The following is a 24167-nucleotide window of genomic DNA, read 5'->3' as shown; positions in this document are numbered from 1 at the left end:
CGATCAATAACCATTTCATCCCGCCACTCCACGCCCATTTTTCAGCTCGTCAAATGGGAATTTTATCTCGCCCATATCATTTTCTATTTTTTGTTTTCTTCAGGGCTTCGCGGAGGGATTCGATTTCCGCGTGAACATAACGCCGCGCAACCTTCGGGCTTTCATGATCCGTCACCAGCCGCGCCAGCTCCCCAGAAATACCCGCTGCTGTGAGCCGTGACTGCATCGAGTGACGGTAGCTGTGAAACGACCGGCAATGCACGATCCGCGCCCCACGCTGTACAGGGAGCGGATCAATGCCCGCCAGCTTCAGCCAGCCAATAAACTGCTCACTGACTCGCCCGTTGCGGTTGTCCGCGTTCTCGATGCTCTGGAACCCCTTCAATCGCGTCAGGAGGCCCGCAAGCCAGCGGGGCAGGGGCAGCACCACCTCGCGCCCTCTGCCGCCCTTCTTGCGTGGATTCAGCGTCAGCAGATCGCCCGTCGCCTTCGTGGCGTCTAGCAGGTCTTGTAGCCGGTGGCCGGTATGCCAGCCCAGGCCAGCCAGACAGCACCAGTCGCGGCGCTTCGCTTTGCGCATCGCTCGCAAGAGGGCCGCCTGCTGCCCCCTCGTGATCGTCTCCTTTTCGACAGAGTCGTTTCGGTGCCTCGTCACAGCCTCCACGGGGTTATTCGTCACATGCCCCAGCTTCACCGCCCTCGAAAACACCATGCCCACGAATCGCAGGTGATCGTTTGCCGTCGTTGCGGAGAACCGCTCCCGGCAGTGCCGGTAGTAATCGCTAATCATTGCCGTTGTCCAGGCGGACACGGGCCGTTCCGCTCGTTCGTCGGCCCATTCTTTCAACGTCGTCCACTGCGCCGCATACTTCCGCGCCGTGGCCTTTGCCACCTCCGCCCCTTCTGTCAGTTCCTTGACCGCCAAAGCCAGGCTTGGGGCCGGTGCCAACTCCTCCAGGCCCGCGAGCCGCAGGATGTCGTTCACCATCGCCGCTGCCTTGCTCCGCGTCAGACTGCCCGCCATTGCTGCCTGTGATCCATTCTCCAGCGTCCGGGCAATCGCGATTGCTGCCGAGTAGTCTCGAACGCCCGTTGACTGTGTACGCCAGACGCAACGCCCCAGCGCGGCACTCCACGCCTTGAACGATGCGATGTAGATGTCAGAACGCCCGCGTTGGAATGCTGAAGCCATGCCACAAAAGAGCCACAAAACCGCCCTATTGCCACAATAAAAAGCCACAAAACCGGCATTTTATTCATTTCGGCATGTAATCCTGTGAATTTGTGAACTCTCCTACGTAAATGGGCACAAAAAAGCCGCCCGAAGGCGGCGGAAAATACCGGAGTGGAGCATAGCGGGTTCGAACCGCTGACCTCCTGCATGCCATGCAGGCGCTCTACCAACTGAGCTAATGCCCCGGAAAATGAAAACCGGCTCCCCTCTTGCGAAGGGAGCCGGAGACTAGATGGACTCGTTATTTTGACAAGCGGGTTTTTGACCTTTTTGCCCGTATCTCACGAAGAAGGATTACTTCGTTCTCGTCTTCGTCTTTTTCGAATCAGATTTCTTCGATTCAGTAGCAGGAGCTTCTGCGGCAGGAGCGGCACCACCTGCGTTGTTGACTGCATCGACGATGGTTTTGAACTTCTCTTTAAGGCGAGCGAGTTCTTTGACACCAGCTTCCTTGATGGCGCTGGTGATGGCAGGTTTGCCATCGATCGTTGCGGCATCCAGCTGGGCCACGAATGCGTTGACCTGGTCCTTGGCAGGATTGTTGGATTTGTTGGTCAGCTCGCTGGCGAGTTGAGCATAAGCCCAGCCGAGGCCGAGATTTGGTTTTGCGCTCTGTGGCTCTGGGGCGACACCGACCTGCGCATGCAGGATGGCGAGGCGGAGCAGGCCGAGGATGGAGCCCTGTTGGGCAGCGTTTTCATAGTTGGCTTCAGCTGCGACGAGGCTCTGTGGCATACCAGCACCACGGGCGTTCATGTCGCCGTAGATGATCTGGGACTCTGCATAACCGGAGTCTGCGGCACGCTTGAACCATGCGGCGGCTGCGACGACGTCCTGAGTGGTGCCGTTGCCGTTGGCATAGAGGCCAGCGAGCTGGTGCATGGCAGGGACGATGCCTGCATTGGCTGCACGGGTGTAGAACTGGAAGGCCTTGGCAGGATCACGGTCCACGACGGTGCCGGATTCGTAGAAGGAGCCCACTTTGAAGAAGGCATCAGCCGCGTTGTTCTGGGCTGCGAGGCGGTAGAGGTCGAGGGCGTTCTTAGCGTTCGGGGAGACGACGATGTCTTTTGGATCCCAGTTACCTTTGTCATCGGGCTTGGAGCCAGAGGCTGCGATACCGGTTTCGGAGGCGAGCCCGAGGCGATAGAGAGCGGCGGCGTCATTGCCCTGAGCGGCTTTCGTGTAGTGCTCAAAAGCTTTCTTGGAGTCCTGTTTCACGTCAGCGCCATTCTCACCGACGCCGTTTTCATAAATCTGGCCGAGGATACGATTTGCAGCAGGAAGACCGCCGGTAGCGGATTTCTCGAACATGTCGAGTGCGGCTTTCACGTCCTTTTGGACGAGGTTTGGAGCGGATTTGCCATCTCCTTTGTCGCCGTTGAGGAGGCGGGCACCCAGCTCACCGAGAGCGGTGGCATTGCTCTGTTTTTCAGCAGCGAGCTTGCGCATTTCCAGGGCTTTTGCGAAGTCTTGGGGCACGCCAGTGATACCACGGGAGTAGATCTGATACAGGCTCAGAGTGGCCTCTCCATCGCCAGCATCGCTGCCGGATTGGAAGAGCTTCACGGCTTCACCAGCATCTTGCTTGATGAGGTCACCTGCGCCGCCGGAGAGGAGGAGCTGAGCTTTCATGCGGCGAGCGAGCTTGTTGCCAGCTGCCTCAGCTTTGATGATGAGCGCGACTGCTTCACGGGCTTTGTCCGCGTCCTGTTTAAATCCTTGGAGGAGGATCTGAGCCAGCTCGACCTGTGCAGCGGGATTCTCACCAGCTTTGCGGTAGAGATCGACGATGGCGTTGATGTTCACGTCTTTGCCGCCAGTGAGGATGCCCCACTTGGCAATGACGTAGTTGGCATTTGCATCACCTTTGGCTGCGAGGTCTTGCACTTTCTGCACGGCGGAGGTGAAGGCAGCATTCCAGTCGCTACCAGCGACGGGATCCTGGGTCTTATCCTTCACTTTGGCCTCGGCAGCAGCCAAGGTGTCGAGCGTGGCTTTGAGTTCAGCGCTTTGGTTTGGCAGATCGTTGGTTTCGATGCCGGCCACGAGTGCGAGGGCGGCGACTTTGAGTTTGATTGCTGTGAGGAGCATAGGTTGAGTAATACGGGGGAGTGGCCTTTGGACCCGGTGATGCGGGGAGCGTTCATTTTTCGGGAGAAAGCATAAAAAATGCAAGTCTTTGTTTGTTCGGATGGGCAAAACAACCCATGATTTTCCTCTTATTCTCATGGCTGATAGCTCTACTTCCTCCACTTCCCCAGATTCCCCACAAAATGGGGCTGGCGAGCCCAATTCCAAACCGGAGAAAAAGGACTTCAAAAAGCGCAGTGAAATCCCCACCGCAGAGGAGCTTCTCGCTTCGATCAATCGTGCTTTGCCATTCTCTGACGAGGCGGAAAAAGGGGTGCTCTCTTGCCTGCTGCAAGACCCCAGTGAGCGTTTGAGCGATTGCCGCGTGAATCTGCCTGCCCATGCCTTTTATCACGACGCGAATCGCACGATCTACGAGAAGCTGCTGGAGTTTTACGATAAAAATCTACCCGTCGATCCCGTGACACTCACGCATACGCTGCGGGATCAGAACTTGTTGGACAAGGTCGGGGGAGCTGCGGCGATCAGTGATCTCTTTTCCTTCACGCCGATCTCGGCGCACTTTCCTTTCTACCGCAAGATCGTGATGGAGAAGCATATTCTGCGGGAGCTCATTTATGCGAGCTCGCTGAATATTCATTACGCCTACGAGCATGGTAAAGAGCAGCTCGATGAGGATATCGACACCGTGCTCGATCATGCTGAGCAGCGTGCACTCGGGGTGCGTCAGTCGATCGGGGCGAAGGAGGGGATCAAAACACTCTCACAACATGTGATGGACGCCATCGACAGCATTCAATACATGCTGGAGCACCCAGGGCAGCTCCGTGGCCTCTCCACGGGCTATACGAAGCTCGATAGCATGAGTAGCGGCCTCCAGGGCGGTGAAATGTTCGTCATCGCTGCTCGTCCCTCGATGGGGAAAACCTCGCTTGCGATGAATATCGTCGAGCATATCGCGGTGGACTGCAATACGCCCTGCGCGGTCTTCTCGCTGGAAATGAGTGCCACGATGCTGGTGCGTCGTTTGCTCGTCTCCCGTGCCCGTCTGAGCATGCAGGACCTCAGCCGTGGCCTACTCTCTCGTGCGCAGCAGGATGCATTGGCGAAGGCCACGCGTGATCTGCAAAAGGCAAATATCTTCATCGATGAGACTCCAGGTCTGGACATCATGGAGCTGCGGGCAAAGTCACGCCGGCTCAAGAAGCAGCACGGCATCCAGATGATCATGATCGACTATTTGCAGCTCATGACCTCTGGCAGCCGCCGGGCGAAGGACAACCGCCAAATCGAGATCGCAGAAATCAGCGCCGGTATCAAAGGCATCGCCAAGGAGCTCAATGTGCCCGTGATCGTGCTCGCACAGCTCAATCGTGCGGTGGAGAGCCGCAAAGGCCAGCGCCCGGTGCTCTCTGACTTACGTGAGTCTGGCTCCATCGAGCAGGATGCGGACATGGTTGGCCTGCTGACCCGCTCTGACTACGCGGGTGGGAAAATGGAGGTGGAGGACGAAGAGGCGGAAGAGAAGAAACGCGGAGAAGCGATGCTCATTTTGGCCAAGAACCGAAATGGCCCCACGGATGATGTTTTACTGCGCTTCATCGACCATGCGATGCGCTTCGTGGAGCGCAGTGAGGAAGCAGAGTCTCCCTAGGTCCTTGGAGGCCAAAAAGAAAGCCGGGGAGGCCTTCCCCGGCTTTCTTGTGCAGACCTCAGACGGAGGTGCCGCGTTTTATTTCTTCGCCATCACGCGAAGGATTGGTCGGGGGAGTCGGTTGAGTGGGCGGCGTTGGCTTGGTGGGTTGCGGGCCGTTTGCTGGGGGATAAATGTCGATCTTCACACTGTCGAAGAGATGGAGCTTTTCCCGGTAGGCATCGGGGACGGCTTGGCGCTCCTGGTCGGTGTTTACGGGCCAGGATTTCTCTCCGCCATCCTTGGGGCGAACGATGAAGGTTTTTCGCCCGTCCTCAGTTTTGAGCTGGTATTCGCCCGTATCGTCACGGCGGATGATATTGGCCGCAGCGGATGAGACCTGAGTCTGAACGTGGATTTCACTCTGGATGGGGCCTTGTGCGGTGTGGTGTCTTCTTTTTTACCTTCTTCGCGTGGGTGAGCTGGAGGTAGGGCGGGGAGGTGGTCTTTTTTGGGGCCATGATTCCACTGCTGCATGCGCTCTTGATGTTTTTGCACTTCATTTTGCAGATCTCGCAGGCGCTCGCCCATGTCGCTGTTTTGGAAGCGCTCACTGAAAAAGTGCTTCATGTCCGGTTGGTTCCAGGCAGGGCTTGATGGGCGCGGACGGTGAGCGGAGGTCATATGCTCTCCGAGCGTGGCGGTGATTTGGGATTCTTTGCCGCCAGTGATGATGGAAAGGGAGACGTTTTCGCCTTTTTTGCGACTGCGTACGAGTGTGAGGAGCTGCTCTGCATTGACGAGTTGCTGATCAGCGAGCTTGAGCAGCACATCATGGGGCTTTAGGCCAGCGGTGGCAGCAGGGGAGCCAGGCATGACGTCTTCAACAAGAAGGCCAAAACCCTCTGCGAGTGAAAACTGGGTGCGAAGCTCCTCAGGCACGTCCCGAGTGAGTACTCCGAGATAGGCGACGGCTTTTTGCTCTGCTTGAGGCGCTGCCTGATGCTCTGGGGCATTCGGTTTGGAGTCGGGTATTGTTAGCTCGGCCTGGGAGGGAGTGAGTCCGAGGCCTGCGATGGCGAGTAGGAGGGTGAGTTTGGTTTTCATGGTGGAGAAATGGGCATGGGGTGGGCCTGAGCGCGGCTTTGGAGGCGCTTGGAATGTGGTGAACAGGTGAGACTCCAGTTCTGGCCTTTACTGGAAGTTCACGGGGACGGTGAAGGACTGCTCCTTGGGCGTTTCGATGATGATTTGAGCTCCATCACGCGGGTCGATGAAGATGCGGCGCTCTGTGCCGATGAGGCGCACTCGCTGCTGCGGTGGCTGGCCTTTGGCGAACTGGATGCCCTCATTCTCGAAGTCTGCCCATTCGCTGATCGTGGAGACGGGGACGGCGCTGTTTTGCGCGGTCGTTTCGCGCGGCGCGGTGTTTTGCTGCCCAGAAAGCGTGATCCAACTCATGACGGCGATGGCGGCGGCAGCTCCGAGGGCGGTGAAAATGGTGCGGGTGATCCAGCGCGGCGTTGTTTTCACAAAGGGCGATTTACCGAGCCAACTGGTATCCAGGCTGAGTTCCTCATCGATGCCTTGGAAGAGCTGGGCGGAGGGCGCGGCGGGCTTGATGCCACGCAGGATGGATTCGAGGTCGTTAGGGGTCATGACAGGGCCTCCTGGGGTGCAAAGGGTAGGATATTAAAGCCGGGAGAGTCCTCATGAGTGACGAGTTCATCACGCAGCGGGGAGAGCTTCTTGTGCAGGTTGTTCAAAGCGTAACGGTAGCGGCCTGCGACGGTGTTGATGGAGTCGCCAGTGAGTGCAGCGATGTCTTTGAAGGTGAGCCCGCCCCAAAGATGCAGGGTGATGACCTCACGCTGCTCTTTGGGGAGCCTGAAGGATGGCTTTTTCGACGAGGGCCGCAGTTTCTTTCTTTTCGGGCGGTGTGTCGAAGGAGGGCACATGCTCGCCCTCGATGGCGATCTCGGATTTCCCCTCCCGCACGACACGGCGATGATCACTGCGGAGCTGATCGAGAGCGATGGTGCGCACCGCTGCGTAGAGCAGGGGGATGTGCTGGGCGTCCCCCTCCGGGAAGCGTCGCCACCAGCGCACAAAGGCCTGCTGCACCACGTCCTCGGCATCTGCGATGGAGTGCACGAGCTGACGCGCATAGAGCACCAGTTGCGGTGCGAGGCGGTCAAAAGTCTGCTTCCAGTCGAAGGCGGGTTTCATAGTCAGTTCGACCTCCCTAACGGCCTGCCTGCTGCTTTTTGTATGCGAGCTCGATGATTAATTTTCGCCCGGCAGGTCATGCGCAGTGCAGGGGAGGGGCAGGCTGGAAAAAAGCGGTGCTTTTTTGAGCGGCCACATGGATCACACGAGCACCTCTTTCACCACACGGGCAGGATCGACGCCTGTGAGGCGGAAATCGAGGCCCTGAGACCGTACGGTGAGCTTTTGATGATCGAGTCCGAGCTGATGGAGGATGGTGGCATGGATGTCGTGGACATGGACAGGGTCAGCGATGGCTCCAAATCCGAATTCGTCCGTCTCGCCGTAGGTGGTGCCCGGTTTGAATCCCCCGCCTGCGAACCACATGGTGAAGGCATCAATGTGGTGATTGCGACCCGTGGATTCGCGGACCTCACCCATCGGGGTGCGGCCGAATTCACCTCCCCAGACGACGATCGTGTCATCGAGTAGGCCGCGCTGCTTCAGATCCTTGACCAGGGCGGCGCTGGCGCGGTCGATGTCGGCACATTTCATGGGCATGTGCTTCTCTAGGTTCTCAGTGGGGCCGCCGTGGTGGTCCCAATTCGTGTCATAGAGCTGCACAAAGCGGACTCCACGCTCCACCAGTCGGCGGGCCAGCAGGCAGTTCCGCGCAAAGGTGGTCTCCTTGGTATCTTTGATGCCATAGAGATCCAGCGTGGCCTTTGACTCGCCCTGGATGTCCATGAGCTCGGGGGCACTGGTTTGCATGCGGTAGGCCATTTCGTAGGCGTTGATGCGGGTGGAGATCTCTTGGTCACCCGTTTCGACGAGGCGTTTGAGATTGAGCTCGCGCACGGCATCCACCACCTGGCGCTGCTGCGCGGAGCTGATCTGCTTTGGTGTGGAGAGATTCACAATGGGATCACCCGTATTGCGCAGCGGCACTCCTTGATACGTCGTGGGCAGGACACCACTGCCCCAGAGCACAGCGCCGCCGCGTGGTCCCCGTGGGCCACTTTGCAGCACCACAAAGCCAGGTAGATCATCGCACTCGCTACCGAGGCCGTAGGTGATCCATGCGCCCATGCTGGGGCGGCCAAAGAGCCCGCTGCCGGTGTTCATGTAGAACTTTGCCGGCGCATGATTGAAGAGGTCGGTTTTGCAGGTGCGGATGAAAGCCAGCTCATCGACGATGGAGGCGGTGTGGGTCAGCAGATCATTCACCCAAACGCCGGAGTGGCCGTGCTGGCGCAGTGTGTACTTTGTGGCTAGCAATTCACTGCGGTGGCTGCTGTCCATGAACGCGAAGCGCTTGCCCTTGGTGAAGCTTTCTGGGATGGGCTGCCCATTCCGCTTTTGCAGCTCTGGCTTGTGCTCAAACATATCGAGCTGCGATGGGCCGCCTGCCATGAAGAGGTAGATTACGCTTTTCGCTTTTGCGGGAAAGTGCGTTTTTTTCGGTCCCTGAGCATTGTCTCGTGCAAGGAGCGATCCCAGCGCCATCGAGCCGACACCGACGCCGCAACGGCTAAAAAGTGCCTGCGTGTCGTGTCGCGTAAAAGGTTGGCTTGCATGGTCTTTGTTGGGGCGGGGGGGCTCACTCTTGATACGTGAGGAATAGAGCAGTTTTAAGCCGAGATTCGCATCTGGCAACGGATGCCGCCGTGTCTGTATCGAGAGACTTTCCCCTCAAAGATGAACAATGTGGGCACCGCCCGCAGTATTCATTTCTGTATGAAACCGATCTGCCTCGCCCTCACTCTCCTGTTTGCTACGATTGCCCCTGCGGCTGATCCCATCGCAATCGGTTCACGCCGAGAGCTCTTTGTCGATGGACTGCTCATCGCAAAACTCACCGGCAGCGCCGAGCAGCGCCTGCACCAGCCGCAGCCGAAGGAGGTCGCCATCACGCACGATATGCCGTGGGAGGGGAGTGGAAGCGGCTACCACAGCCTATTTAAAGACGGTGACAAATACCGCATGTACTACAAGTCCTGGCAGCTCACCGTCACCGCGCCTGGCAAGGTCAATACCGGCGAACACCCGCTCTTCACCTGCTATGCCGAAAGCGCGGACGGCATCCATTGGCGCAAGCCAGAACTCGGCCTACACGATTTCAAAGGCTCCAAAGCGAACAACATCGTCATCCCAAATGGCAAAATGGGCAAAGTAGATCCTGATGGTGGCCATCCAGCGATCTTCAAAGACGAAAACCCTCAAGCGGCACCTGATGCAAAATACAAAGCCATCCTGCGCTCAAACTCACCGAAAGGCCTCCTCGCACTCAAATCGCCCGACGGCTTGCGCTGGTCCCCGATGGCCGATGTGCCCGTGATCACGGATGGCGCCTTTGACTCGCAGAACCTCGCCTTTTGGGATGCGCAAAGTGGCCAATACCGTGCCTACTGGCGCTACTTCACGGAAGGTAGCACCGATGAAAAAAACTGGAAGCCCAGCGGCCTCCGCGCCATCCGCACGGCCACCTCGCGGAACTTCATCCATTGGGAGAATCAGCAAGATCTCCGTTACACCGACTCCCCTGGCGAAGCTCTCTACACCAATCAGGTGAAGCCCTATCACCGTGCCCCACATCTGCTTCTCGGCTTTCCCACCCGCTACATCGAGCGTGGTTGGTCAGAGAGCATGCGTGCTCTGCCAGAGCACGAGCACCGCCAATGGCGCTCCAAAGCCACCGATCGCTACGGCATGGCCATCACCGAGGGCCTCTTCATGGCGAGCCGCGACGGCGTCACCTTCAAGCGCTGGAACGAGGCCTTCCTCCCACCCGGCATCGAGCGCCCTGGCACCTGGAACTACGGTCATCAATACATAGCCTGGCATCTGGTAGAGACAAAGTCGGAAATGGAGGGCGCTCCGAACGAACTCAGCCTCTACGCCACCGAGAGCTACTGGACCGGCCAAAGCAGCCAACTCCGCCGCTACACACTGCGCCTCGACGGATTCGTCTCCATCCATACTCCGATGAGCGGTGGCGAGCTCCTCACCAAACCGCTCACTTTCACGGGGAAAGCACTCACGATGAATTTTGCCAGCTCCGCTGCCGGTGGTGTGAAAGTGGAAATCCAGGACTTGAATGGCAAACCCATCCCCGGTTTTGCATTGAGTGACTCCGAAGAGCACTTTGGCGACTCCATCGAGCGCCCCGTCATCTGGAAAACCGGCTCCGACGTCACTTCCCTCACCGGCAAGCCCATCAAACTGCGATTCGTCCTCAAGGACGCGGATCTGTACTCGATCAAGTTTCAGTAACCGAGTGCCCCTTTTCGATCAAAGTGGCTGCTCTTGGGGGATCCATGGCTAGATAACTTTTCCGGTTACGCCGCTGAGGCGGAAGCCGCGGCCCTGGAAGCTCTGGGTGAGGCGTAGGTGATCAAAGCTGAACATTAAACCTGGCTACTATTTCAGTTCCGTGTCGGGATGGCCGAGCTTACGCAATAGTTTATCGACGCTGTGAAAGGTATTGGGGATCTCGCCATAGTTCCTGACTTCTCCGTAGCGACCCGCCTCGGCAATGGCGACGGCAATGGCGACGGCAATGGCGACGGCAATGGCGACGGCAATGGCGACGGCAATGTTTTCGGCATGGACATCGAGGCCCAAATAGAGTACTTCTTTTGTCATATGATGTGGTGTGTAGGTTTAGCTATTACTACTGATTCGTCCGGCAGCGGCTCAACGCCGCTCCCCGAACATGCGGATAGGCTTCGCCAGAAGCAGCCCGCGATTTTGATGAACGCCCCCGCGTTCACCCTTTGGGCAATCCTGTCGGACAGTCTGTCTCACTCCGTTCGGCTCATGCGGCCAGCACACCACCCCTTTTCCAATCAAACGTGCTGCGCTACCGACCTGCTCACGCAAGTCGGGCCGCAGCCATAAAGTCTAACCCAATTAACAGCGCCCCATGCGATTCAGCTTAGTTTTTGCACTGTCGTGCTGCATCGTCAGTTGCCAGCCAACGGCTCCTCGATTTACGGGCCTGCCGGGCTTGTCCGATTTGCATCGTGCGGCTCCAGAGTTTGCGGCGCATTGCGCACCTGGTCCAACCTCATTTCAGCTTTTCGACTGTTCACGGAACGAGTTGTATGCCTTGCATACAGCACAAGCTCGGATTTCGAGGATCGGAGAAGGGGCCACTGATGTTACGAGCACTCCCAGAGTCATCCCTGAGTCAGAGGATGGAGCGTTGTTAGGTCGGCTGCTCGACTACCAGAGCTACTCAGAGCCCACGGCATGTTGGTTCGAGCCTGCACTTCTCATCACTTGCAAGACCACGAAGGGTATCTATCGCTTTTCAATTTGTTTTGCGTGCTCTGACATTTCCATCACACTTCCCAGCGGCAAGCGCCGCATGGTTCACATGCGTCCAGAGTTACGGAGGGCGTTGTTGAGACTCGCCCGAGGCATTTACCCGGACGACCCAGTTCTAGCGCCACTATACAGAAAGAGCCGAGTATAGCCATGAACCTTCCAAAGCAGACCACCCACCAACATAGGGCGAACAAAACGGATCTAGACCCAATGCCGCTAAGCAAAAGGGTCGATGATGAGATCGTCGCTGGCTTGGAGAGAAGAGGTCGAGAGCAGGCGTGGCCATTTGCTCACGGGCTGTCGCACCTTGCGCTGGCAACTACGTCTTCGTCGCGCTGGCAACGCGGCTTGGGCGATTTGCTCTCGCACTCGGCGCACCAGCACTCCTTGTGCCGCCTCGTCCATGAGGCCCTGCGCTGCCTCCAGCACCAGTAGCAGCGCTACGGTGTGCTCCAAACAGTGGCTCATGCTGATGCGCAGCGCTCCTGCCTGCCGGACTTCTTCATCCTCACTGCTCTGTGCGCAGGCTAGTCGCTCCTCAGCCACCAGTGAGCCTGGCGATGAGGAGCGCGGCGAGTTCTTGCTGTGCTGTCTCGGTGCGTTGTGCGCTGAGCAAATGCCCTCCGTGAAGCACGAGCTTGAGTTCTTTGTAAAAGACTTCCTGTTCCCAGCGCTTCGCATACAACGCCAACAACTCACGCGCACTGCCCTGCTGCACGCTCAGGCTCGTCCACAGCCGCACCTTCACCCACTCTCCAGCGGCGTTGCGCACTCGCCCCACGATCTCGCGCACTGGCAACTCGCTCTGGCGCATCGGCGGATGTTTGCGCGGGCGGCCCCGCGCTTTGTTCGCCTCGGGTGTCTGCTTCTCGTCAGCTTTGGACGGAGCTGTTGTTGACGAGTCTGCGCATGGGCTCTCACGCTCGCGCAGACTCACCACCACCTCCGCACTGCCATCGGCATGCACGCTTTGCACTCGCACGGAGAGCTTTTGCCGCACTCGGACCAAAAAGTGACTCTGCGTGCGCTGCGAATGTTTTTGCAGTTCTTTGAGCATCGGAGCCTGCCCGTAATAGCGGTCGGCGATGAGCAGGCTGCGAGCTTGGTAGCGCGGCGAGCAGCGGATCGGCCAGCGATTTCTCATTGAGCGCACCCAGTGACATCGATACGGCCAGCGGTGCATGGGTGCCGAGCTCGACCAGCGTGCTCATGGAGAGCTTGGCAAAGGCTGCCTGCGCACGACGACTGCGGCTTTTGGGCACTTGGGCGTTGATCTGCACGGTGTTAAGCAGGTTCCACTGCCCACCGTCGATGCCGACCAAGCGCAGCCCGGCGAAAAAACACGCTGGATGCCGCTGCTCACAGGCTAGCGGCACCAGGGAGTGGCGCATGCAGGCATCGAAAGCTTGGGTGGATATCTTCAAACGACGCTGGCTTAGCGCCGCGGAGCCTGATGCGCACAGCAAAATAACGACCGATGATCTGCTGTAGGCTGCCGCAAGCGTGCAGACTTTGGGCGACCATGCCGGCGATGAGTTGCCAACCGAGAAGTTTGCGTCGCGGCCCTTGGTGCGTTGGCTCTGCCCGCAGTTCCTCGGGCAACTGCTCGACGCCGAGTTTTTTGCGGATGCGTGCAGAGAGATGATGTTCGTATCGCGGTGGGCTGGATGGCTTTACCATCTACCGCTAGTTGACTCAGCTACTCAGTTGTACAGCACTCTTTTCGCCCCTCTTCGCTTTTTTGCTTAGCGGCATTGGGCCTAGGTGCTCGGCGCTAGCTCAGAGGCGATTTCTGCGGCGATCTGCATCAGGCGGGCTTTTTCGGTCTCAGTGAAGTCGTAGGCGATCATTTTGCCGATACCCAGTGTGCCGCAGAGTCGGCCGGTGAGGGGCTCTAGGCATGGCACGGCCAGTGAGCCTTGAACCTGGGTTTTTTTCGCGTCCGGCTTCGCTACTCCACTGGTATCGGTCTGTAGATTGCAGATTTCCACTGGCTCACGGCGCTGTGCGGCGGCTCCAGCCACTCCTTTACCCACAGGGATGGTCTGGATGACGCCCATGAGCATCTCTGGGATACCACGGTGGCTAACGAGCTTCAGCATGCCATCCACAGGGTCGATCCGGTGGAGTATACCGGTGACACAGTCGAAGCTGGAGAGGGTTTCGGTGAGGAATGTGTTCCAGTCGCGGTTGGTGACAGTGCTTGAGTTCATAGCGAAGTAAATAGGATCAAATATAGAACGATTCTGATCCTCCAGACTATCGTGCTTACTCCACCTCGGGCACGGGACGGTCCACGGAGTTTTTCCCCCAGCGATCCTCTAGTGTGTAGGCGAGATGAGGGGTGTAGAGCTGGGGCTCCAGGAGGAAGCTGTCGTGGCCCTTATCACTATGCACGGTGATGTGCATGTTCGAGACGCCGGCTTTTTCCAGATGCGATACCAGCTCTGCCTGCTCCTCTGGGTAGAAGCAGAAGTCGCTGTCGATGCTGAAGATGAGGTAGTGCTGGCCTGCGGCACGCGACCGCGCAAAGAGCGCATCGTAGCTCTCCACGCCGGCATCACGCAGTGGATCAAAGCGCAGCCACATATCCGCGATGCGTAGATAGGTGTTCGCGTCGAATCGCTTCACGAATTTTTTTCCCTGATGCAGCATGTAGCTCTCCACATTGTGCTGCACGCGATACCAGCTCAGGGTGTCTCCTCCCTGCTTGAGGTCCTGCCGCGCACGCCGCTCGATCGCGTCTAGGTGCACAAAGGTCTTGTGACTGATCATGCGGGCCAAAGCTAGGCCATACTCGGGCTCGGCCCCATTTTGATAAGCTCCGCCATGAAAATGCGGATCGTTCTCGATAGCCAGCACCTGCTCAAAGAGTGTCAGACGTGTGAGCACCGTCGTGCGACAGCCAGTGGCCACGGGAATGACGAGTTTCACCCGCTCAGGATGCAGCGTAGCCAGATTGATCGCCAATAAGCCGCCCACGCTCGCTCCGATCACCGCATGCAGCTTTTTGATCCCCAGAGAGTCCAGCAGCGCGAGCTGTGATGCCACCACATCGCTCGTGCGCACGGCTGGGAAGTCCCGACCGTAGGGCTTGCCCGTCACTGGATGGATCGAGGTGGGGCCACTGCTGCCGTAGCAGCCACCCAGGTAGTTCGCACAGATGATGAAGTAGCGCTTCGTATCCAGCGCCTTGTCAGGACCGATAAAAAGATCCCACCAGCCGTGGTGGCAGTCCTCGGTCCAGCGCTCGCCCACTCCCTCGACGCTGGTATTCACTCCAGCCGCGTGCTGGCTGCCGGAGAGGGCGTGAAAGAGCAGGATGGCGTTCGATTTGGAGGCGTTCAGCTTCCCGTAGGTCTCGTAGGCCACGGTCACACCTGGCAGCGCATCACCCGATGCGAGCATGAAGGGCTCCTCCGCGCTCCCGGTGTGAAAAAACTTGGTGCTGACATCATTGATCGCCGCTTTGGACATGAGGCGCGGAAGAAACAATCTCACAGCCAAAGCGCAAGCGGCGCTTCCTCAGGCATTTTCATTGCAGTTTTCGCAAATTTGCTGCTTTCCCATTTTCCTTACTGCCTCTAAGTTCCGCCCTTGTGACCCCCTCACGCATGTATCTTAGCCTTTGGTTCGGCCTACTTCTGAGCGCCCAGACGGGATGCTCCACTTCGGATAAAAAAGACACCTCGCTCGCTGCGGCGGATGTCTCTACTCCCATGTCCGTCGATCAAGTGCGCCGCGCAGTCCCTTTTGAAGACGTCACCGCACAAAAGCCCAAGGACGTGCCCAATCCCATCACGCGGCAGTTCAATACGCCCTCCGCGCTGCCCACCACCCCGCCCGCAGGCGTCCGCGTCTCCTACAACTCGGTCAAAACCGACCAAAAGATCCTCGCGATGACCTTTGATGATGGTCCGCACCCCTCCCTCACCCCAAAGCTGCTCGACATCCTCAAGGAGCGGAACATCAAGTGTACCTTCTTCCTCATCGGTCGGCAGGTAAAGATGTATCCAGACATCGTACGGCGCATCGTTGAAGAGGGGCATGAGCTCGGGAACCACACCTGGACGCATTGCAGCCTCACCAGCCGCTCCGATGCCCAGATACGCAGTGAGATGCAGCAGTCCGCCGACGCCGTCTATGAAGTCGCAGGCGTCCGCCCCCAGCTCATGCGCCCGCCCTACGGAGCCATCAATTCCCGCATCAAAGACATGATCTTCAGCGAATTCGGCTACGCCACCATCATGTGGTCGGTCGATCCCATGGACTGGCGCCGCCCCGGTGTCAGCGTCGTCACCAGCCGCCTCGTCAATGGCGCACATCCTGGTGCCATCATGCTCGCGCATGACATCCATCCGCCCACCATCCAGGCCATGCCAGCGATGTTTGATCAGCTCATCGCCAAAGGCTATCAGTTCGTCACCGTGAGCCAGCTCATGAATCTGGAAAAGGCATCCATGCCCGTCGGTGTCGTCGTGAAGCCAGAGGAGGCCACCAGCACCAAGTCCTCCAAAAAAGCTCGCATTCAGTAGCTCCCCGCTACTCAGAAAAGCGAAAGCTGCGCAGCATCCGAGTCTCCCACGAGCTGAAAGCTCGCCCTTGGACGCCGCCGGGCCACCTCGATCGTTGCAGTCGGTTTACGACGCTCCGCACAGACCACCCGCGCTTCTTTGGCACCCGCTGAGTCCAACACCGCACGGATGCGGCGAATCACCAGCGCTGGATCATTGCAATCATCGCTCAGATGCCCCAGCACCACGTTACTCAGCTCGGGATGCGCCACTTCTGTAAGTAGCTCCGCCGCTTGATCATTGCTCAGGTGCCCATGGCGACTGGAAATGCGCTGCTTCGTGGACCACGGGCGCTTCGTATCCGCATCGAGCAGTTGCGTATCGTAATTCGCCTCGATGAAAAGCGTGTCAGAGCCGCGCAGCCGATCCTTCACCAGATTCGTCACAAAACCCGCATCACTCAGCACCCCTAGCCGTGCATCCGCATCCGCCAGGATAAAGCCCACCGGGTCCACCGCATCATGCGGCACGGGGAAGCTCTCGATACGCACATCACGGTAATCGAAGGCACTACCAGTCTGCATCACACGCCACGCAGGCGTGGTGCGGAACTTGATACTGCCCAGCAGATGCTCCTGCGTCAGCGCCGTGCAGAAAAGCGGCAATGCACGGCCCCGACTCAGCACCTCCAGCCCACCCGTGTGATCCTGGTGCTCATGCGTCAGCAGGATGCCATCCAGATCATCCAGTGAGTAACCGCATGCCTCCAGCCGCAGCACGATCTGCTTCGCACTCAGCCCCGCATCCAGTAGCAGCGTGGTGCTGCCCGTGGAGATCACGGCGCAGTTACCCGAGCTGCCACTGCCTAAGACGGTGAGATGAAGCATGATGATGTTAAAAGAAACGAAGAAGTATGAGGCAGCTCGGCATCAGCAGCAGGTGCTTTTCAAAGAAGAAATGTCGCAAAGCATGGCAACCGCATGAAACAAGGCTTTAAATGTCGGAGGCCGACTTTTTGACAGGATTATTCAGGATTTAGGGCTTGGCTACTTATTGGCTACTTATTACCTTTGGCCCAATCGCGAGTGGCATAGCCGGTGAGCTCTTCGAGCAGCAGGCGGAATCTCTCCCAAGGGATGACGTCTCGCAGCTTGAGAATGCCAATGGTTTTGGCGGCAACATCCTGTTCGTGCTCAGTGGCGGAGAACAATCAGCCGCCTCGTTCTGTTTTGCCGTAACGCTTCATGGCCACCTCTTATGCCCCATGTTTGCGTTCGAAGTAAGCATGGCCCGGTGTAATGAGGTATCTAGAGGTACCCTTAATATAATTGGCGCTACTTCACGATCAGCGCCGCATTCACTTCGCTGTTTTCGCCGACGGTGAAGGTTTGGCGTTTGGTGCCGACTTGATGGACGATGATGAGGGCTTTGTTCCAGCCGGGGGTGGGATCGGCACCGAGCCAGTTGGGGTTGGCGTAGAAGCGTGCGCCAGGCTCTGCGAGCAGGGCTTTCACTCGGTCGGTGACATCGGCAAAGGCGGTGCCGGAGCCATAGACGGCGGAGATGAGGTTCACTGGAATGCGCTGGGGGGCTGGCGCTGGTTTGCCGTTGGGGAGGAGCTTGGTGAAGCTGGCGTCAGCGATGCCGAGGGAGAGCGATGGGGTGTTCCAGAGGTTTTCATACTTCGCTAGGTCGCAATAGCCTGTCATCTCGATGAGGTCGCCTTCGCGTAGCGTGGCGAGTTTTGGGAGAAAGTTCTCAGCCTTCCACTGGCTGACGAAAAGGCGGATGTAGTAGCCTTCATCGGCGGGGAGATTGCCCCAAACGACGAAGCGGCCCCAGAAGTCCACGCCACGCACCTTGAAGCGCATCTGTGCGGGTCGGCGGGTATCGACGAGCTTGGTTTTCAGGATGCCGTTGGCGACTTCTTTTGTGCATCGGCCCAGTTGCGTGCGTTTTCGGGGTCGAGATCTTTCGGGATGGCAGCGAGGAAGTCGCGGTAAGTGCGCAGGGGCTTCTGGGTATTGGCTGGGGCTGCCACAGGATCGGCAGCATGTAGAGGCCACACTGGGGCAAAGAGGAGAAAAAGGAGGGTGGTGGCGGTTTTCATGGGTTGTATCGCTGGGTGCACTTGTATGGCTCGGACTGTGGCCCGTGTTTGTAAAGGGTGTGTCAGTTGGTCAATGACTTCATTTTTCATGAGTTGTTTCTCATCACGCAGCCAAAGCGCAGTCGGTGCACTTCTCTGTGTCGAAAAAGGTGAAAGGAACTGTTTGTCTTGGCACTCTTCATGCCAAAGGAGAGGAGATGACACTCCTCCAGCAACTGCATACTGACAATCCCGTGGCCCACGACCTGCTGATCTTCAGCATCATCGTACTCGCTGGGATTGGGTTGGGGAATGTCCGAGTGGCAGGGGTCAAATTAGGTGTGGCGGGGGTGCTCTTCACCGGGCTGGCGGCTTCTCACTTTGGCATGCGGCCAGAGACGGAGGTGGCGCACTTTTTAAAAGACTTCGGTCTGGTGCTCTTCGTCTTTGCTCTGGGGATGCAGATGGGGCCGGGTTTCTTTGCCTCCTTGCGCCGCCAGGGCCGCATGCTCAACGGTTATGCCTTTTTGCTGGTAGGGCTGGGGGCTCTGGTGGCGCTGGTGGGTGGCTGGATATTCAAGATGCCGCTGCCTGCGGTGGCCGGCATATTCGCTGGTGCTACTACCAATACTCCCGCACTCGGGGCGGTGCAGCAGACGCTCGTCTCTACCCATGCGGATGTAGAGCTCGTGACTCTGCCTGCGCTCTCCTATGCTGCTACCTATCCGTTGGCCATCGTGGGCATCATCCTTTCACTCATTCTGCTGCGCATTTTCTTCAAGATCAACGTGGCTGCTGAGGCTGAGCAGTTCCGGCAGGAGCAGGGGCTCGGAGTGGAGCCTCTCCAGCGCATGAATCTCCTCGTCGAGAATCCGAATCTCGATGGTGTCTCCATCAGCAGTGTGCCCGGCCTCCATGAGACCAATGTCGTCATTTCACGCTATCGCGCCGCTGCTAGTGCCGAAGTGATCGCGGCCACACCAGAGACAAAACTCCACGTCGGTGATGCGATTATGGCCGTCGGCACAGAGCATAATCTGGAGCAGTTTTGTCGCGTCATCGGCCGAGTGAGCTCCGAGAATCTCATGAAAGCTCCTGGCAGTGTTACCTACCGCCGTGTTGTCCTCACGAATAAACGCATGCTCGGCAAAACCGTGCATGAACTCGGTCTTGAGCATTTACATAACGTCACCGTCACGCGGGTGAGTCGTGGAGACCTCATTTTCACTGCTCTGCCAGACCTACGACTCCAGTTTGGAGATATGCTCCAGCTCGTCGGTGATGAGGAGTCGCTCAACACGGCGACCAAGGCGGTAGGGAATGCCGTACAAATGCTCCAGGAAACTAAATTTGCCGCCATCTTCGCCGGTATCCTGTTGGGGGTGCTGCTGGGACTCTATCCCTTCCGCATTGAGGGGCTGCCGGCTCCGGTGCGATTGGGACTGGCTGGTGGGCCACTGGTCATGGCGATCCTGCTCAGTCATTTGGGACGACTTGGTCCCATGGTCATGCACATGCCGCTGAATGCGAACCGCGCCTTGCGTGAACTGGGGATCATTCTGTTTTTGGCGAATGTCGGACTGCTCTCTGGCGAAAAATTTGTCAGCACCGTTTTTTCTGCCCAGGGACTCCAGTGGGTGCTCCTCGGTATCTGCGTGACGGTGCTGCCGCTGCTCATCGTCGGCTTCATCGCTCGTAAGTGGCATGGCCTGAATTTCATGACTCTCTGCGGTCTTCTCTCTGGAGGCATGACCGATCCGCCCGCACTGGCCTTTGCCACCAGCATGGCACGTAGTGACTCGCCCGCTATCGCCTATGCTGCCGTCTATCCGCTCACGATGCTGCTGCGAATCATCGCGGCACAGATTATCGCACAATTTGGTAGTTGAGGAGCTGCGCAGTATCATCGTGCGTTGCTTTGGCATCCTCACACTCGACCCTTTTCTCCCATGACTCTTCTTTCGGGCATCATTCCGCCGCTCGTCACACCATTGCGTGACCGCGATACACTGGACATCGCTGGATTGGAGCGGCTCATCGAGCATCTCATCAGCGGCGGCGTCAGCGGCCTCTTCATCCTCGGCACCACGGGCGAGGGGCCGAGTCTGAGCTATCGCCTCCGCCGCGAATTGATCGAAAAAACCTGCCAGTTGGCGAAAAGCCGCGTCCCCGTGCTCGTGGGCATCACGGACACCGCTTTCACCGAGAGTGTGCACCTCGCCCGCTTCTCCGCTGAGGCTGGGGCCACCCATGTCGTGCTGGCGCCGCCGTATTATTTCCCCGCAGCTCCGCCAGAGATGCTGGAATATGTGCAGTCGCTCGTAACGGAGATGCCGTTGCCGCTGTTTCTCTACAACATGCCTGGTTTGACGAAGGTCAGCTTCGAGCTCGATCTCGTGCGTCGTGCTCTGGACATGCCTGGGATCTGTGGGGTCAAAGACAGCTCCTGCGACATGATTTACTTCCACCGTCTGCTCGAAATCGCCAAGCAGCGCCCTGATTGGAGTGTGCTCGTCGGTCCAGAGGAGCTCACCGCAGAGGCCGTGCTGCTCGGTGGCCATGGCGGCATCAATGGCGGGGCCAATTTGCACCCGAAACTCTACGTCCAGATGTATCAAGCTGCCGCTGCGCAGGATCTCCAGCGCACCCGCGAGCTGCATGCTCAGGTGATGCAGCTCGCTGGAGCCATCTACACCGTCGGCAAGCATAAAAGCGCGATCATCAAAGGCATTAAATGTGCCCTCAGTCTGCTCGGTATCTGTGATGACCACATGGCAGAGCCCTTTCAGCGATTTCGCCCCGCCGAGCGTGAGCTCATCCGTGAGCGCCTGACTGCCCTCGGACTACTGAGCTGAGGGTGTGTGCGTCTGTTGGTGAAAAACAAAAACGACCCGCCTGCATGAGCGATGCGAGGCGGGCCGTGTGGAGAGGGCAGGGGGCGCTTACTTGATTTCTGCGGTCCAGAAGGTGTTCCAGTCGTCGAGATTGTTCAGATCGACCGCGCCGGGGATGACGCTGCCGTCGTCGTTCACGCCGCAGGCATCGAGGATGCCTTTGCGTACATCGTCACCATGGATGTAACCACGGATCGCGGCGTTGTGCTTGTAGATGTCTGCTTTGGTGAGTTTCACACCGGGATAGGAGCGCACCCAGGACTCGAGCTGTGTGTAGCTGGGCTTGGTGGCGATGAATTCGAGGAATTTGCCCTCTTCGATGCCGAGCGCACCGAGGGTCATGGCGTCATAGCCTTTGCCGCAGCCGGGATAGTCTGGGTGCAGCTTGCCAGCGGCAGCGAGGGAGGCTTTTTGCCATAGGCGTGGCAGGTGCAGTACGCCGAGAGGGCCGGCGACGCCGGAACTGATGAGGGGAACGATCTGGCTCATGATTTCAGAGGATAGGTTGGAGTTCAGGTTTAAGATAACGGGTGTCCGCAGAGTGCAGGCAGCATTGGGAGTGTGACTGTTGGTGCTGCGTGCGGCAAGAAGGAATTACTGAGTTGGTTGCACAGACCGAGCACGCATCCTAATGACTGCGCATGGAAGAGTCTTATCAGCAGCGTTTCGGTGGTATCGCACGGCTTTATGGCGTGGCAGCACTGCCGCGTCTGTCTGCTGCCCATGTCGCCGTGGTGGGAGTGGGGGGCGTGGGGTCCTGGGTGGTGGAGGCGCTGGCTCGCAGTGGCGTGGGCCGTCTGACGCTGATCGACATGGATGACGTGTGCATCACGAACACCAATCGCCAGCTCCCAGCGCTGGCGCATACTGTGGGTAGGCCAAAGGTGGCCGTGCTGGCAGAGCGTGTGGCAGAGATCCATCCGCAATGCCGCGTGGAGCAGGTGATCGAGTTCCTCACGCCTGCGAATGCGCAGCGATTGCTGGCAGGTGATTTTGATTTTGTGGTGGATGCAGTGGATCGCACGTCGATCAAGGCGCAAATCATCGCCACATGCCGTGCACGCGGATTACCCGTGATCACCAGTGGCTCTGCTGGTGGGCGGCGTGATGCCACAGCGATCAAGGTGGCAGATCTCGGCCTAGCAGGTGGAGATGCCCTACTCAAAGGCACCCGGCAATGCCTGCGCAGTGATCACGGCTTCCCCAAGAGCCCAGAGGGTCGCTCGATGGAGTTCGGAGTGCCATGTGTTTTTTCCACGGAGAAAGCGCAGTATCCGCAGGCGGATGGAACGTGTAAACTCACGCCAGAGCCCGGTGCTGAGGCTGGACTACGGCTGGACTGCGCAGCAGGCTTCGGTGCGGCCACGTTCGTGACGGGCACATTTGGCTTTGTACTGGCGGGTGAGGTGGTGCGGCGACTGTGCGGCCTGTGAGGGCTGCTTTTGAGCAACGAGCAGTTTAACAGCCATGCGGCTCCTTGGGAAATGGCGATCAAACTATCCCTGGGCAAGCTGCACCTCCAAGTGGACTATGATCTTATCTTCCCAGATGTGCTGGATGCGAATGGCTTCACTCTTCTCACGCCAACGCTGGAGCACTACAAACAGCTCATCACCCTGCCACGATACCACGGGGATCCATTTGACCGGCTCATGATCTCGCAGGCTCGCTCAGAAGGTCTCTCGATGATGACCTGCGACGAGAAGTTCGCCGAATACAGCATGCCTACAGTGTGGTAGAAGGTGATTTGGTGGGGCGCACGCGTCTCGCGTGCTGCTCCTGTATCCTGACGCTGACGCGATGGTTGAAGCGACTTGAAACTTGGAACGAAGCGCAAGGATCGAGGGCGAGTAGGCTTTGGGGCAGCGGAGCGGTTGGATAGGTCATGCTTTACGTTTGCCATTCTAGTGGATAGTTTGAGCGCGATGGGGCATTGACTCCAGCGGCAGACAAACACCTTTTTACCTATGCACTTGTCCTCATTTATGAAGCATCTGTTTATCTTCGCTGTCTTGGTCGGTCTGTTTTCAGCCTCCACCCAGGCCGAGCCAGTGGCGGACCTCAAAAGCGAACTGAAAGCCAGACGCAAGGTGGTGAATGACTGGTTCAAGGCGGAGCTCATCAAGCTCGCACAACGAGCGAGGACCGATGATGAGCGCAGAAAAGTCATGACGGCTTGCGACTGGGAATGTGACGCGGGACAAGCTGGTGTGACCACGCTCACCTTGAAGGAAGGCGGTAACGGAATTCATCATTATGTGGGAGAGGCCTTTGCCTGGTCCAGCGAGGGGTGGGAGGTGAAGATGGTGCTTTCGAAAGGCGCGATTGCGACGCTCAAGATTAACCCCAACACACTCAAATACACGGGCAAAGATTTCGACGGAAAGAATACCATCAAAGGAAGCCCGAAACTGGAGCCCTGACGTCTGAATTTGGTTTCGGGCTGGTTTAGAACCATTTTGTCCATTTTTGGCATCATCCATGAGGTGGGGCATGCAGATGATTAGATAACCGGCTATCGAGCCAGCAACAACAAATGCAACTTAGAACCTGGCTACTTATTCAATCCACATGATGATACAGAACCAGTATGGACTCCTGGAAATTAATTTTGCGAAATAAAAAACTAACAGGCTTAATTTTATTCGTCTGCCTGTTGTTTACATTTGCATGGCTCGTACAGGCATTGATTCGAGCGAAAAATGCACAAACTCCAAATGCATGGATTCAGCAGGCAAATAATATGAGGCAAGTTGGCATTATCCTGTGTTCTTATCTTGAAAATCATAAAGGAGAAATGCCTCATTCCATTGCTGAGTTAAAAGAGTGGTCAGTAAATCAATCAGATTTCAAAGACTCGATTTATTCGCCAATTTGGCAATTCGCTGATCCATCAACCCAGAAAGTATTTCAGTGGCAACTTGCATTAAAAAAGAATCTCTACCCCTTGTATGCTCCTGTGACATGTCAAAATGATGAACGTTATAAATCAAAAAGACTAGTTTTGATAAAATGCGAGAAGGGACAAGTTAGCTATGGTTTTGTCGATGAGATAATATTTCAGAATGAGGTTCGCTAAGGAAGCTGAAACAGCATAAAAGCATTTGTTATCCTCACATATCTCAATAAGTAGAATAAGTAGCCAGATTTACGGTTGCCTTTGCTGTTG

Annotated in this window: 28 protein-coding genes and 1 tRNA gene; 10 read left to right on the top strand and 19 right to left on the bottom strand. The window is 57.5% G+C overall.

Annotated features, from left to right (window positions below):
* Positions 1–76 precede the first annotated feature (76 nt).
* The 3 genes from IPK32_13945 to IPK32_13935 form a co-directional block, all read right to left on the bottom strand.
* On the bottom strand, positions 77–1192 hold the full coding sequence (locus IPK32_13945) for a hypothetical protein (GenBank protein MBK8093050.1): 1116 nt from the start codon (positions 1190–1192) through the stop codon (positions 77–79).
* A 154-nt stretch (positions 1193–1346) separates the two neighbouring features.
* A tRNA-Ala gene (locus IPK32_13940) sits at positions 1347–1419 on the bottom strand.
* 109 nt (positions 1420–1528) lie between these two features.
* Positions 1529–3328 (bottom strand): sel1 repeat family protein, encoded by a 1800-nt coding sequence (locus IPK32_13935; protein ID MBK8093049.1) that lies wholly within the window; start codon positions 3326–3328, stop codon positions 1529–1531.
* Positions 3329–3464: 136 nt separating this feature from the next.
* Here IPK32_13935 and dnaB point away from each other — a divergent pair, with 136 nt between their 5' ends.
* On the top strand, positions 3465–4982 hold the full coding sequence (gene dnaB / locus IPK32_13930) for a replicative DNA helicase (GenBank protein MBK8093048.1): 1518 nt from the start codon (positions 3465–3467) through the stop codon (positions 4980–4982).
* A 252-nt stretch (positions 4983–5234) separates the two neighbouring features.
* Here dnaB and IPK32_13925 read toward each other — a convergent pair whose 3' ends face one another.
* The 5 genes from IPK32_13925 to IPK32_13905 form a co-directional block, all read right to left on the bottom strand.
* Positions 5235–6068 (bottom strand): PDZ domain-containing protein, encoded by an 834-nt coding sequence (locus tag IPK32_13925; GenBank protein ID MBK8093047.1) that lies wholly within the window; start codon positions 6066–6068, stop codon positions 5235–5237.
* A gap of 87 nt (positions 6069–6155) precedes the next feature.
* On the bottom strand, positions 6156–6620 hold the full coding sequence (locus IPK32_13920; GenBank protein ID MBK8093046.1) for a hypothetical protein: 465 nt from the start codon (positions 6618–6620) through the stop codon (positions 6156–6158).
* Positions 6617–6919: a hypothetical protein gene (locus IPK32_13915; protein ID MBK8093045.1), complete on the bottom strand. Its 303-nt coding sequence runs from the start codon at positions 6917–6919 to the stop codon at positions 6617–6619. Before IPK32_13915 ends, IPK32_13920 begins: the two co-directional genes overlap by 4 nt.
* The gene (locus IPK32_13910; GenBank protein MBK8093044.1) at positions 6828–7190 is read right to left on the bottom strand and encodes a hypothetical protein; all 363 of its coding nucleotides are present in this window, start codon (positions 7188–7190) and stop codon (positions 6828–6830) included. The genes IPK32_13915 and IPK32_13910 overlap by 92 nt, the downstream gene beginning before the upstream one ends.
* Before the next feature lie 141 nt (positions 7191–7331).
* Complete coding sequence (locus IPK32_13905; GenBank protein MBK8093043.1) at positions 7332–8675, bottom strand: DUF1501 domain-containing protein; 1344 nt, start codon at positions 8673–8675, stop codon at positions 7332–7334.
* Between the two features lie 231 nt (positions 8676–8906).
* Here IPK32_13905 and IPK32_13900 point away from each other — a divergent pair, with 231 nt between their 5' ends.
* Positions 8907–10442, top strand: a complete 1536-nt coding sequence (locus IPK32_13900) for a hypothetical protein (GenBank protein ID MBK8093042.1) — start codon at positions 8907–8909, stop codon at positions 10440–10442.
* A 147-nt stretch (positions 10443–10589) separates the two neighbouring features.
* Here IPK32_13900 and IPK32_13895 read toward each other — a convergent pair whose 3' ends face one another.
* The 3 genes from IPK32_13895 to IPK32_13885 all read right to left on the bottom strand — a co-directional run bounded on the left by IPK32_13895 (position 10590) and on the right by IPK32_13885 (position 12645).
* On the bottom strand, positions 10590–10814 hold the full coding sequence (locus tag IPK32_13895) for a hypothetical protein (GenBank protein ID MBK8093041.1): 225 nt from the start codon (positions 10812–10814) through the stop codon (positions 10590–10592).
* 903 nt (positions 10815–11717) lie between these two features.
* The gene (locus IPK32_13890) at positions 11718–12047 is read right to left on the bottom strand and encodes a hypothetical protein (GenBank protein ID MBK8093040.1); all 330 of its coding nucleotides are present in this window, start codon (positions 12045–12047) and stop codon (positions 11718–11720) included.
* On the bottom strand, positions 12040–12645 hold the full coding sequence (locus IPK32_13885; GenBank protein ID MBK8093039.1) for a transposase: 606 nt from the start codon (positions 12643–12645) through the stop codon (positions 12040–12042). Before IPK32_13885 ends, IPK32_13890 begins: the two co-directional genes overlap by 8 nt.
* A 37-nt stretch (positions 12646–12682) precedes the next feature.
* Between IPK32_13885 and IPK32_13880 the strand changes: the two genes are divergently transcribed.
* Positions 12683–12871 (top strand): hypothetical protein, encoded by a 189-nt coding sequence (locus tag IPK32_13880; protein ID MBK8093038.1) that lies wholly within the window; start codon positions 12683–12685, stop codon positions 12869–12871.
* On the opposite strand, the gene IPK32_13875 is transcribed toward IPK32_13880, so the two are convergent.
* The 3 genes from IPK32_13875 to IPK32_13865 form a co-directional block, all read right to left on the bottom strand.
* Positions 12861–13181 (bottom strand): hypothetical protein, encoded by a 321-nt coding sequence (locus IPK32_13875; GenBank protein ID MBK8093037.1) that lies wholly within the window; start codon positions 13179–13181, stop codon positions 12861–12863. The genes IPK32_13880 and IPK32_13875 overlap by 11 nt on opposite strands.
* 80 nt (positions 13182–13261) lie before the next feature.
* Complete coding sequence (locus IPK32_13870) at positions 13262–13714, bottom strand: GAF domain-containing protein (GenBank protein MBK8093036.1); 453 nt, start codon at positions 13712–13714, stop codon at positions 13262–13264.
* Between the two features lie 55 nt (positions 13715–13769).
* On the bottom strand, positions 13770–14978 hold the full coding sequence (locus IPK32_13865; GenBank protein ID MBK8093035.1) for a homoserine O-acetyltransferase: 1209 nt from the start codon (positions 14976–14978) through the stop codon (positions 13770–13772).
* Between the two features lie 137 nt (positions 14979–15115).
* On the opposite strand from IPK32_13865, the gene IPK32_13860 reads away from it, so the two are divergent.
* Positions 15116–16036: a polysaccharide deacetylase family protein gene (locus IPK32_13860; GenBank protein ID MBK8093034.1), complete on the top strand. Its 921-nt coding sequence runs from the start codon at positions 15116–15118 to the stop codon at positions 16034–16036.
* Between the two features lie 11 nt (positions 16037–16047).
* Here the strand turns inward: IPK32_13860 and IPK32_13855 are convergent, their stop codons facing one another.
* The 4 genes from IPK32_13855 to IPK32_13840 form a co-directional block, all read right to left on the bottom strand.
* Entirely contained in the window at positions 16048–16902 is an 855-nt protein-coding gene (locus IPK32_13855) for an MBL fold metallo-hydrolase (GenBank protein MBK8093033.1), read from the bottom strand.
* A 170-nt stretch (positions 16903–17072) separates the two neighbouring features.
* Complete coding sequence (locus IPK32_13850) at positions 17073–17225, bottom strand: hypothetical protein (protein MBK8093032.1); 153 nt, start codon at positions 17223–17225, stop codon at positions 17073–17075.
* A 124-nt stretch (positions 17226–17349) separates the two neighbouring features.
* Positions 17350–17886 (bottom strand): hypothetical protein, encoded by a 537-nt coding sequence (locus IPK32_13845; protein ID MBK8093031.1) that lies wholly within the window; start codon positions 17884–17886, stop codon positions 17350–17352.
* Positions 17887–17921: 35 nt separating this feature from the next.
* Positions 17922–18125 carry a hypothetical protein gene (locus IPK32_13840; protein ID MBK8093030.1) on the bottom strand — a complete coding sequence of 68 codons (204 nt, stop codon included), beginning with the start codon at positions 18123–18125 and terminating at the stop codon, positions 17922–17924.
* A 197-nt stretch (positions 18126–18322) separates the two neighbouring features.
* Here IPK32_13840 and IPK32_13835 point away from each other — a divergent pair, with 197 nt between their 5' ends.
* Positions 18323–19993 (top strand): putative transporter, encoded by a 1671-nt coding sequence (locus tag IPK32_13835; protein ID MBK8093029.1) that lies wholly within the window; start codon positions 18323–18325, stop codon positions 19991–19993.
* 60 nt (positions 19994–20053) lie between these two features.
* Entirely contained in the window at positions 20054–20959 is a 906-nt protein-coding gene (locus IPK32_13830) for a dihydrodipicolinate synthase family protein (GenBank protein ID MBK8093028.1), read from the top strand.
* 87 nt (positions 20960–21046) lie between these two features.
* On the opposite strand, the gene IPK32_13825 is transcribed toward IPK32_13830, so the two are convergent.
* Positions 21047–21487, bottom strand: coding sequence for a DUF5069 domain-containing protein (locus IPK32_13825; protein ID MBK8093027.1), 441 nt, complete (start codon positions 21485–21487; stop codon positions 21047–21049).
* Positions 21488–21639: 152 nt separating this feature from the next.
* Here IPK32_13825 and IPK32_13820 point away from each other — a divergent pair, with 152 nt between their 5' ends.
* From IPK32_13820 to IPK32_13805, 4 genes are all read left to right on the top strand, one after another.
* The gene (locus IPK32_13820) at positions 21640–22431 is read left to right on the top strand and encodes a tRNA threonylcarbamoyladenosine dehydratase (GenBank protein ID MBK8093026.1); all 792 of its coding nucleotides are present in this window, start codon (positions 21640–21642) and stop codon (positions 22429–22431) included.
* 51 nt (positions 22432–22482) lie between these two features.
* Entirely contained in the window at positions 22483–22737 is a 255-nt protein-coding gene (locus tag IPK32_13815) for a type II toxin-antitoxin system VapC family toxin (protein MBK8093025.1), read from the top strand.
* A gap of 246 nt (positions 22738–22983) precedes the next feature.
* Entirely contained in the window at positions 22984–23421 is a 438-nt protein-coding gene (locus IPK32_13810; GenBank protein MBK8093024.1) for a hypothetical protein, read from the top strand.
* A gap of 167 nt (positions 23422–23588) precedes the next feature.
* Complete coding sequence (locus IPK32_13805) at positions 23589–24077, top strand: hypothetical protein (GenBank protein ID MBK8093023.1); 489 nt, start codon at positions 23589–23591, stop codon at positions 24075–24077.
* Positions 24078–24167: the final 90 nt, after the last annotated feature.

The organism is Verrucomicrobiaceae bacterium (genome assembly GCA_016713035.1).
Lineage (GTDB): Bacteria > Verrucomicrobiota > Verrucomicrobiia > Verrucomicrobiales > Verrucomicrobiaceae > Prosthecobacter.
Note: the sequence above shows the minus strand (reverse complement) of the source record. Positions and strands in the feature narration are given on the sequence as shown.

Excerpts from the sequence above, each read along its gene's own strand:
- IPK32_13865 (MBK8093035.1), bottom strand. The coding sequence starts at position 14,978 with ATGTCCAAAGCGGCGATCAATGATGTCAGCACCAAGTTTTTTCACACC.
- IPK32_13885 (MBK8093039.1), bottom strand. The coding sequence starts at position 12,645 with ATGAGAAATCGCTGGCCGATCCGCTGCTCGCCGCGCTACCAAGCTCGC.
- IPK32_13870 (MBK8093036.1), bottom strand. The coding sequence starts at position 13,714 with ATGAACTCAAGCACTGTCACCAACCGCGACTGGAACACATTCCTCACC.
- IPK32_13835 (MBK8093029.1), top strand. The coding sequence starts at position 18,323 with ATGACACTCCTCCAGCAACTGCATACTGACAATCCCGTGGCCCACGAC.
- IPK32_13860 (MBK8093034.1), top strand. The coding sequence starts at position 15,116 with ATGTATCTTAGCCTTTGGTTCGGCCTACTTCTGAGCGCCCAGACGGGA.
- IPK32_13840 (MBK8093030.1), bottom strand. The coding sequence starts at position 18,125 with ATGAAAACCGCCACCACCCTCCTTTTTCTCCTCTTTGCCCCAGTGTGG.
- IPK32_13895 (MBK8093041.1), bottom strand. The coding sequence starts at position 10,814 with ATGACAAAAGAAGTACTCTATTTGGGCCTCGATGTCCATGCCGAAAAC.
- IPK32_13875 (MBK8093037.1), bottom strand. The coding sequence starts at position 13,181 with ATGGTAAAGCCATCCAGCCCACCGCGATACGAACATCATCTCTCTGCA.
- IPK32_13920 (MBK8093046.1), bottom strand. The coding sequence starts at position 6,620 with ATGACCCCTAACGACCTCGAATCCATCCTGCGTGGCATCAAGCCCGCC.
- IPK32_13880 (MBK8093038.1), top strand. The coding sequence starts at position 12,683 with ATGGGTGCCGAGCTCGACCAGCGTGCTCATGGAGAGCTTGGCAAAGGC.
- IPK32_13900 (MBK8093042.1), top strand. The coding sequence starts at position 8,907 with ATGAAACCGATCTGCCTCGCCCTCACTCTCCTGTTTGCTACGATTGCC.
- IPK32_13810 (MBK8093024.1), top strand. The coding sequence starts at position 22,984 with ATGAAGCATCTGTTTATCTTCGCTGTCTTGGTCGGTCTGTTTTCAGCC.
- IPK32_13815 (MBK8093025.1), top strand. The coding sequence starts at position 22,483 with ATGGCGATCAAACTATCCCTGGGCAAGCTGCACCTCCAAGTGGACTAT.
- dnaB (MBK8093048.1), top strand. The coding sequence starts at position 3,465 with ATGGCTGATAGCTCTACTTCCTCCACTTCCCCAGATTCCCCACAAAAT.
- IPK32_13905 (MBK8093043.1), bottom strand. The coding sequence starts at position 8,675 with ATGGCGCTGGGATCGCTCCTTGCACGAGACAATGCTCAGGGACCGAAA.
- IPK32_13820 (MBK8093026.1), top strand. The coding sequence starts at position 21,640 with ATGGAAGAGTCTTATCAGCAGCGTTTCGGTGGTATCGCACGGCTTTAT.
- IPK32_13825 (MBK8093027.1), bottom strand. The coding sequence starts at position 21,487 with ATGAGCCAGATCGTTCCCCTCATCAGTTCCGGCGTCGCCGGCCCTCTC.
- IPK32_13805 (MBK8093023.1), top strand. The coding sequence starts at position 23,589 with ATGGACTCCTGGAAATTAATTTTGCGAAATAAAAAACTAACAGGCTTA.
- IPK32_13935 (MBK8093049.1), bottom strand. The coding sequence starts at position 3,328 with ATGCTCCTCACAGCAATCAAACTCAAAGTCGCCGCCCTCGCACTCGTG.
- IPK32_13910 (MBK8093044.1), bottom strand. The coding sequence starts at position 7,190 with ATGAAACCCGCCTTCGACTGGAAGCAGACTTTTGACCGCCTCGCACCG.
- IPK32_13855 (MBK8093033.1), bottom strand. The coding sequence starts at position 16,902 with ATGCTTCATCTCACCGTCTTAGGCAGTGGCAGCTCGGGTAACTGCGCC.
- IPK32_13915 (MBK8093045.1), bottom strand. The coding sequence starts at position 6,919 with ATGTGCCCTCCTTCGACACACCGCCCGAAAAGAAAGAAACTGCGGCCC.
- IPK32_13830 (MBK8093028.1), top strand. The coding sequence starts at position 20,054 with ATGACTCTTCTTTCGGGCATCATTCCGCCGCTCGTCACACCATTGCGT.
- IPK32_13845 (MBK8093031.1), bottom strand. The coding sequence starts at position 17,886 with ATGCGCTTCAAGGTGCGTGGCGTGGACTTCTGGGGCCGCTTCGTCGTT.
- IPK32_13945 (MBK8093050.1), bottom strand. The coding sequence starts at position 1,192 with ATGGCTTCAGCATTCCAACGCGGGCGTTCTGACATCTACATCGCATCG.
- IPK32_13925 (MBK8093047.1), bottom strand. The coding sequence starts at position 6,068 with ATGAAAACCAAACTCACCCTCCTACTCGCCATCGCAGGCCTCGGACTC.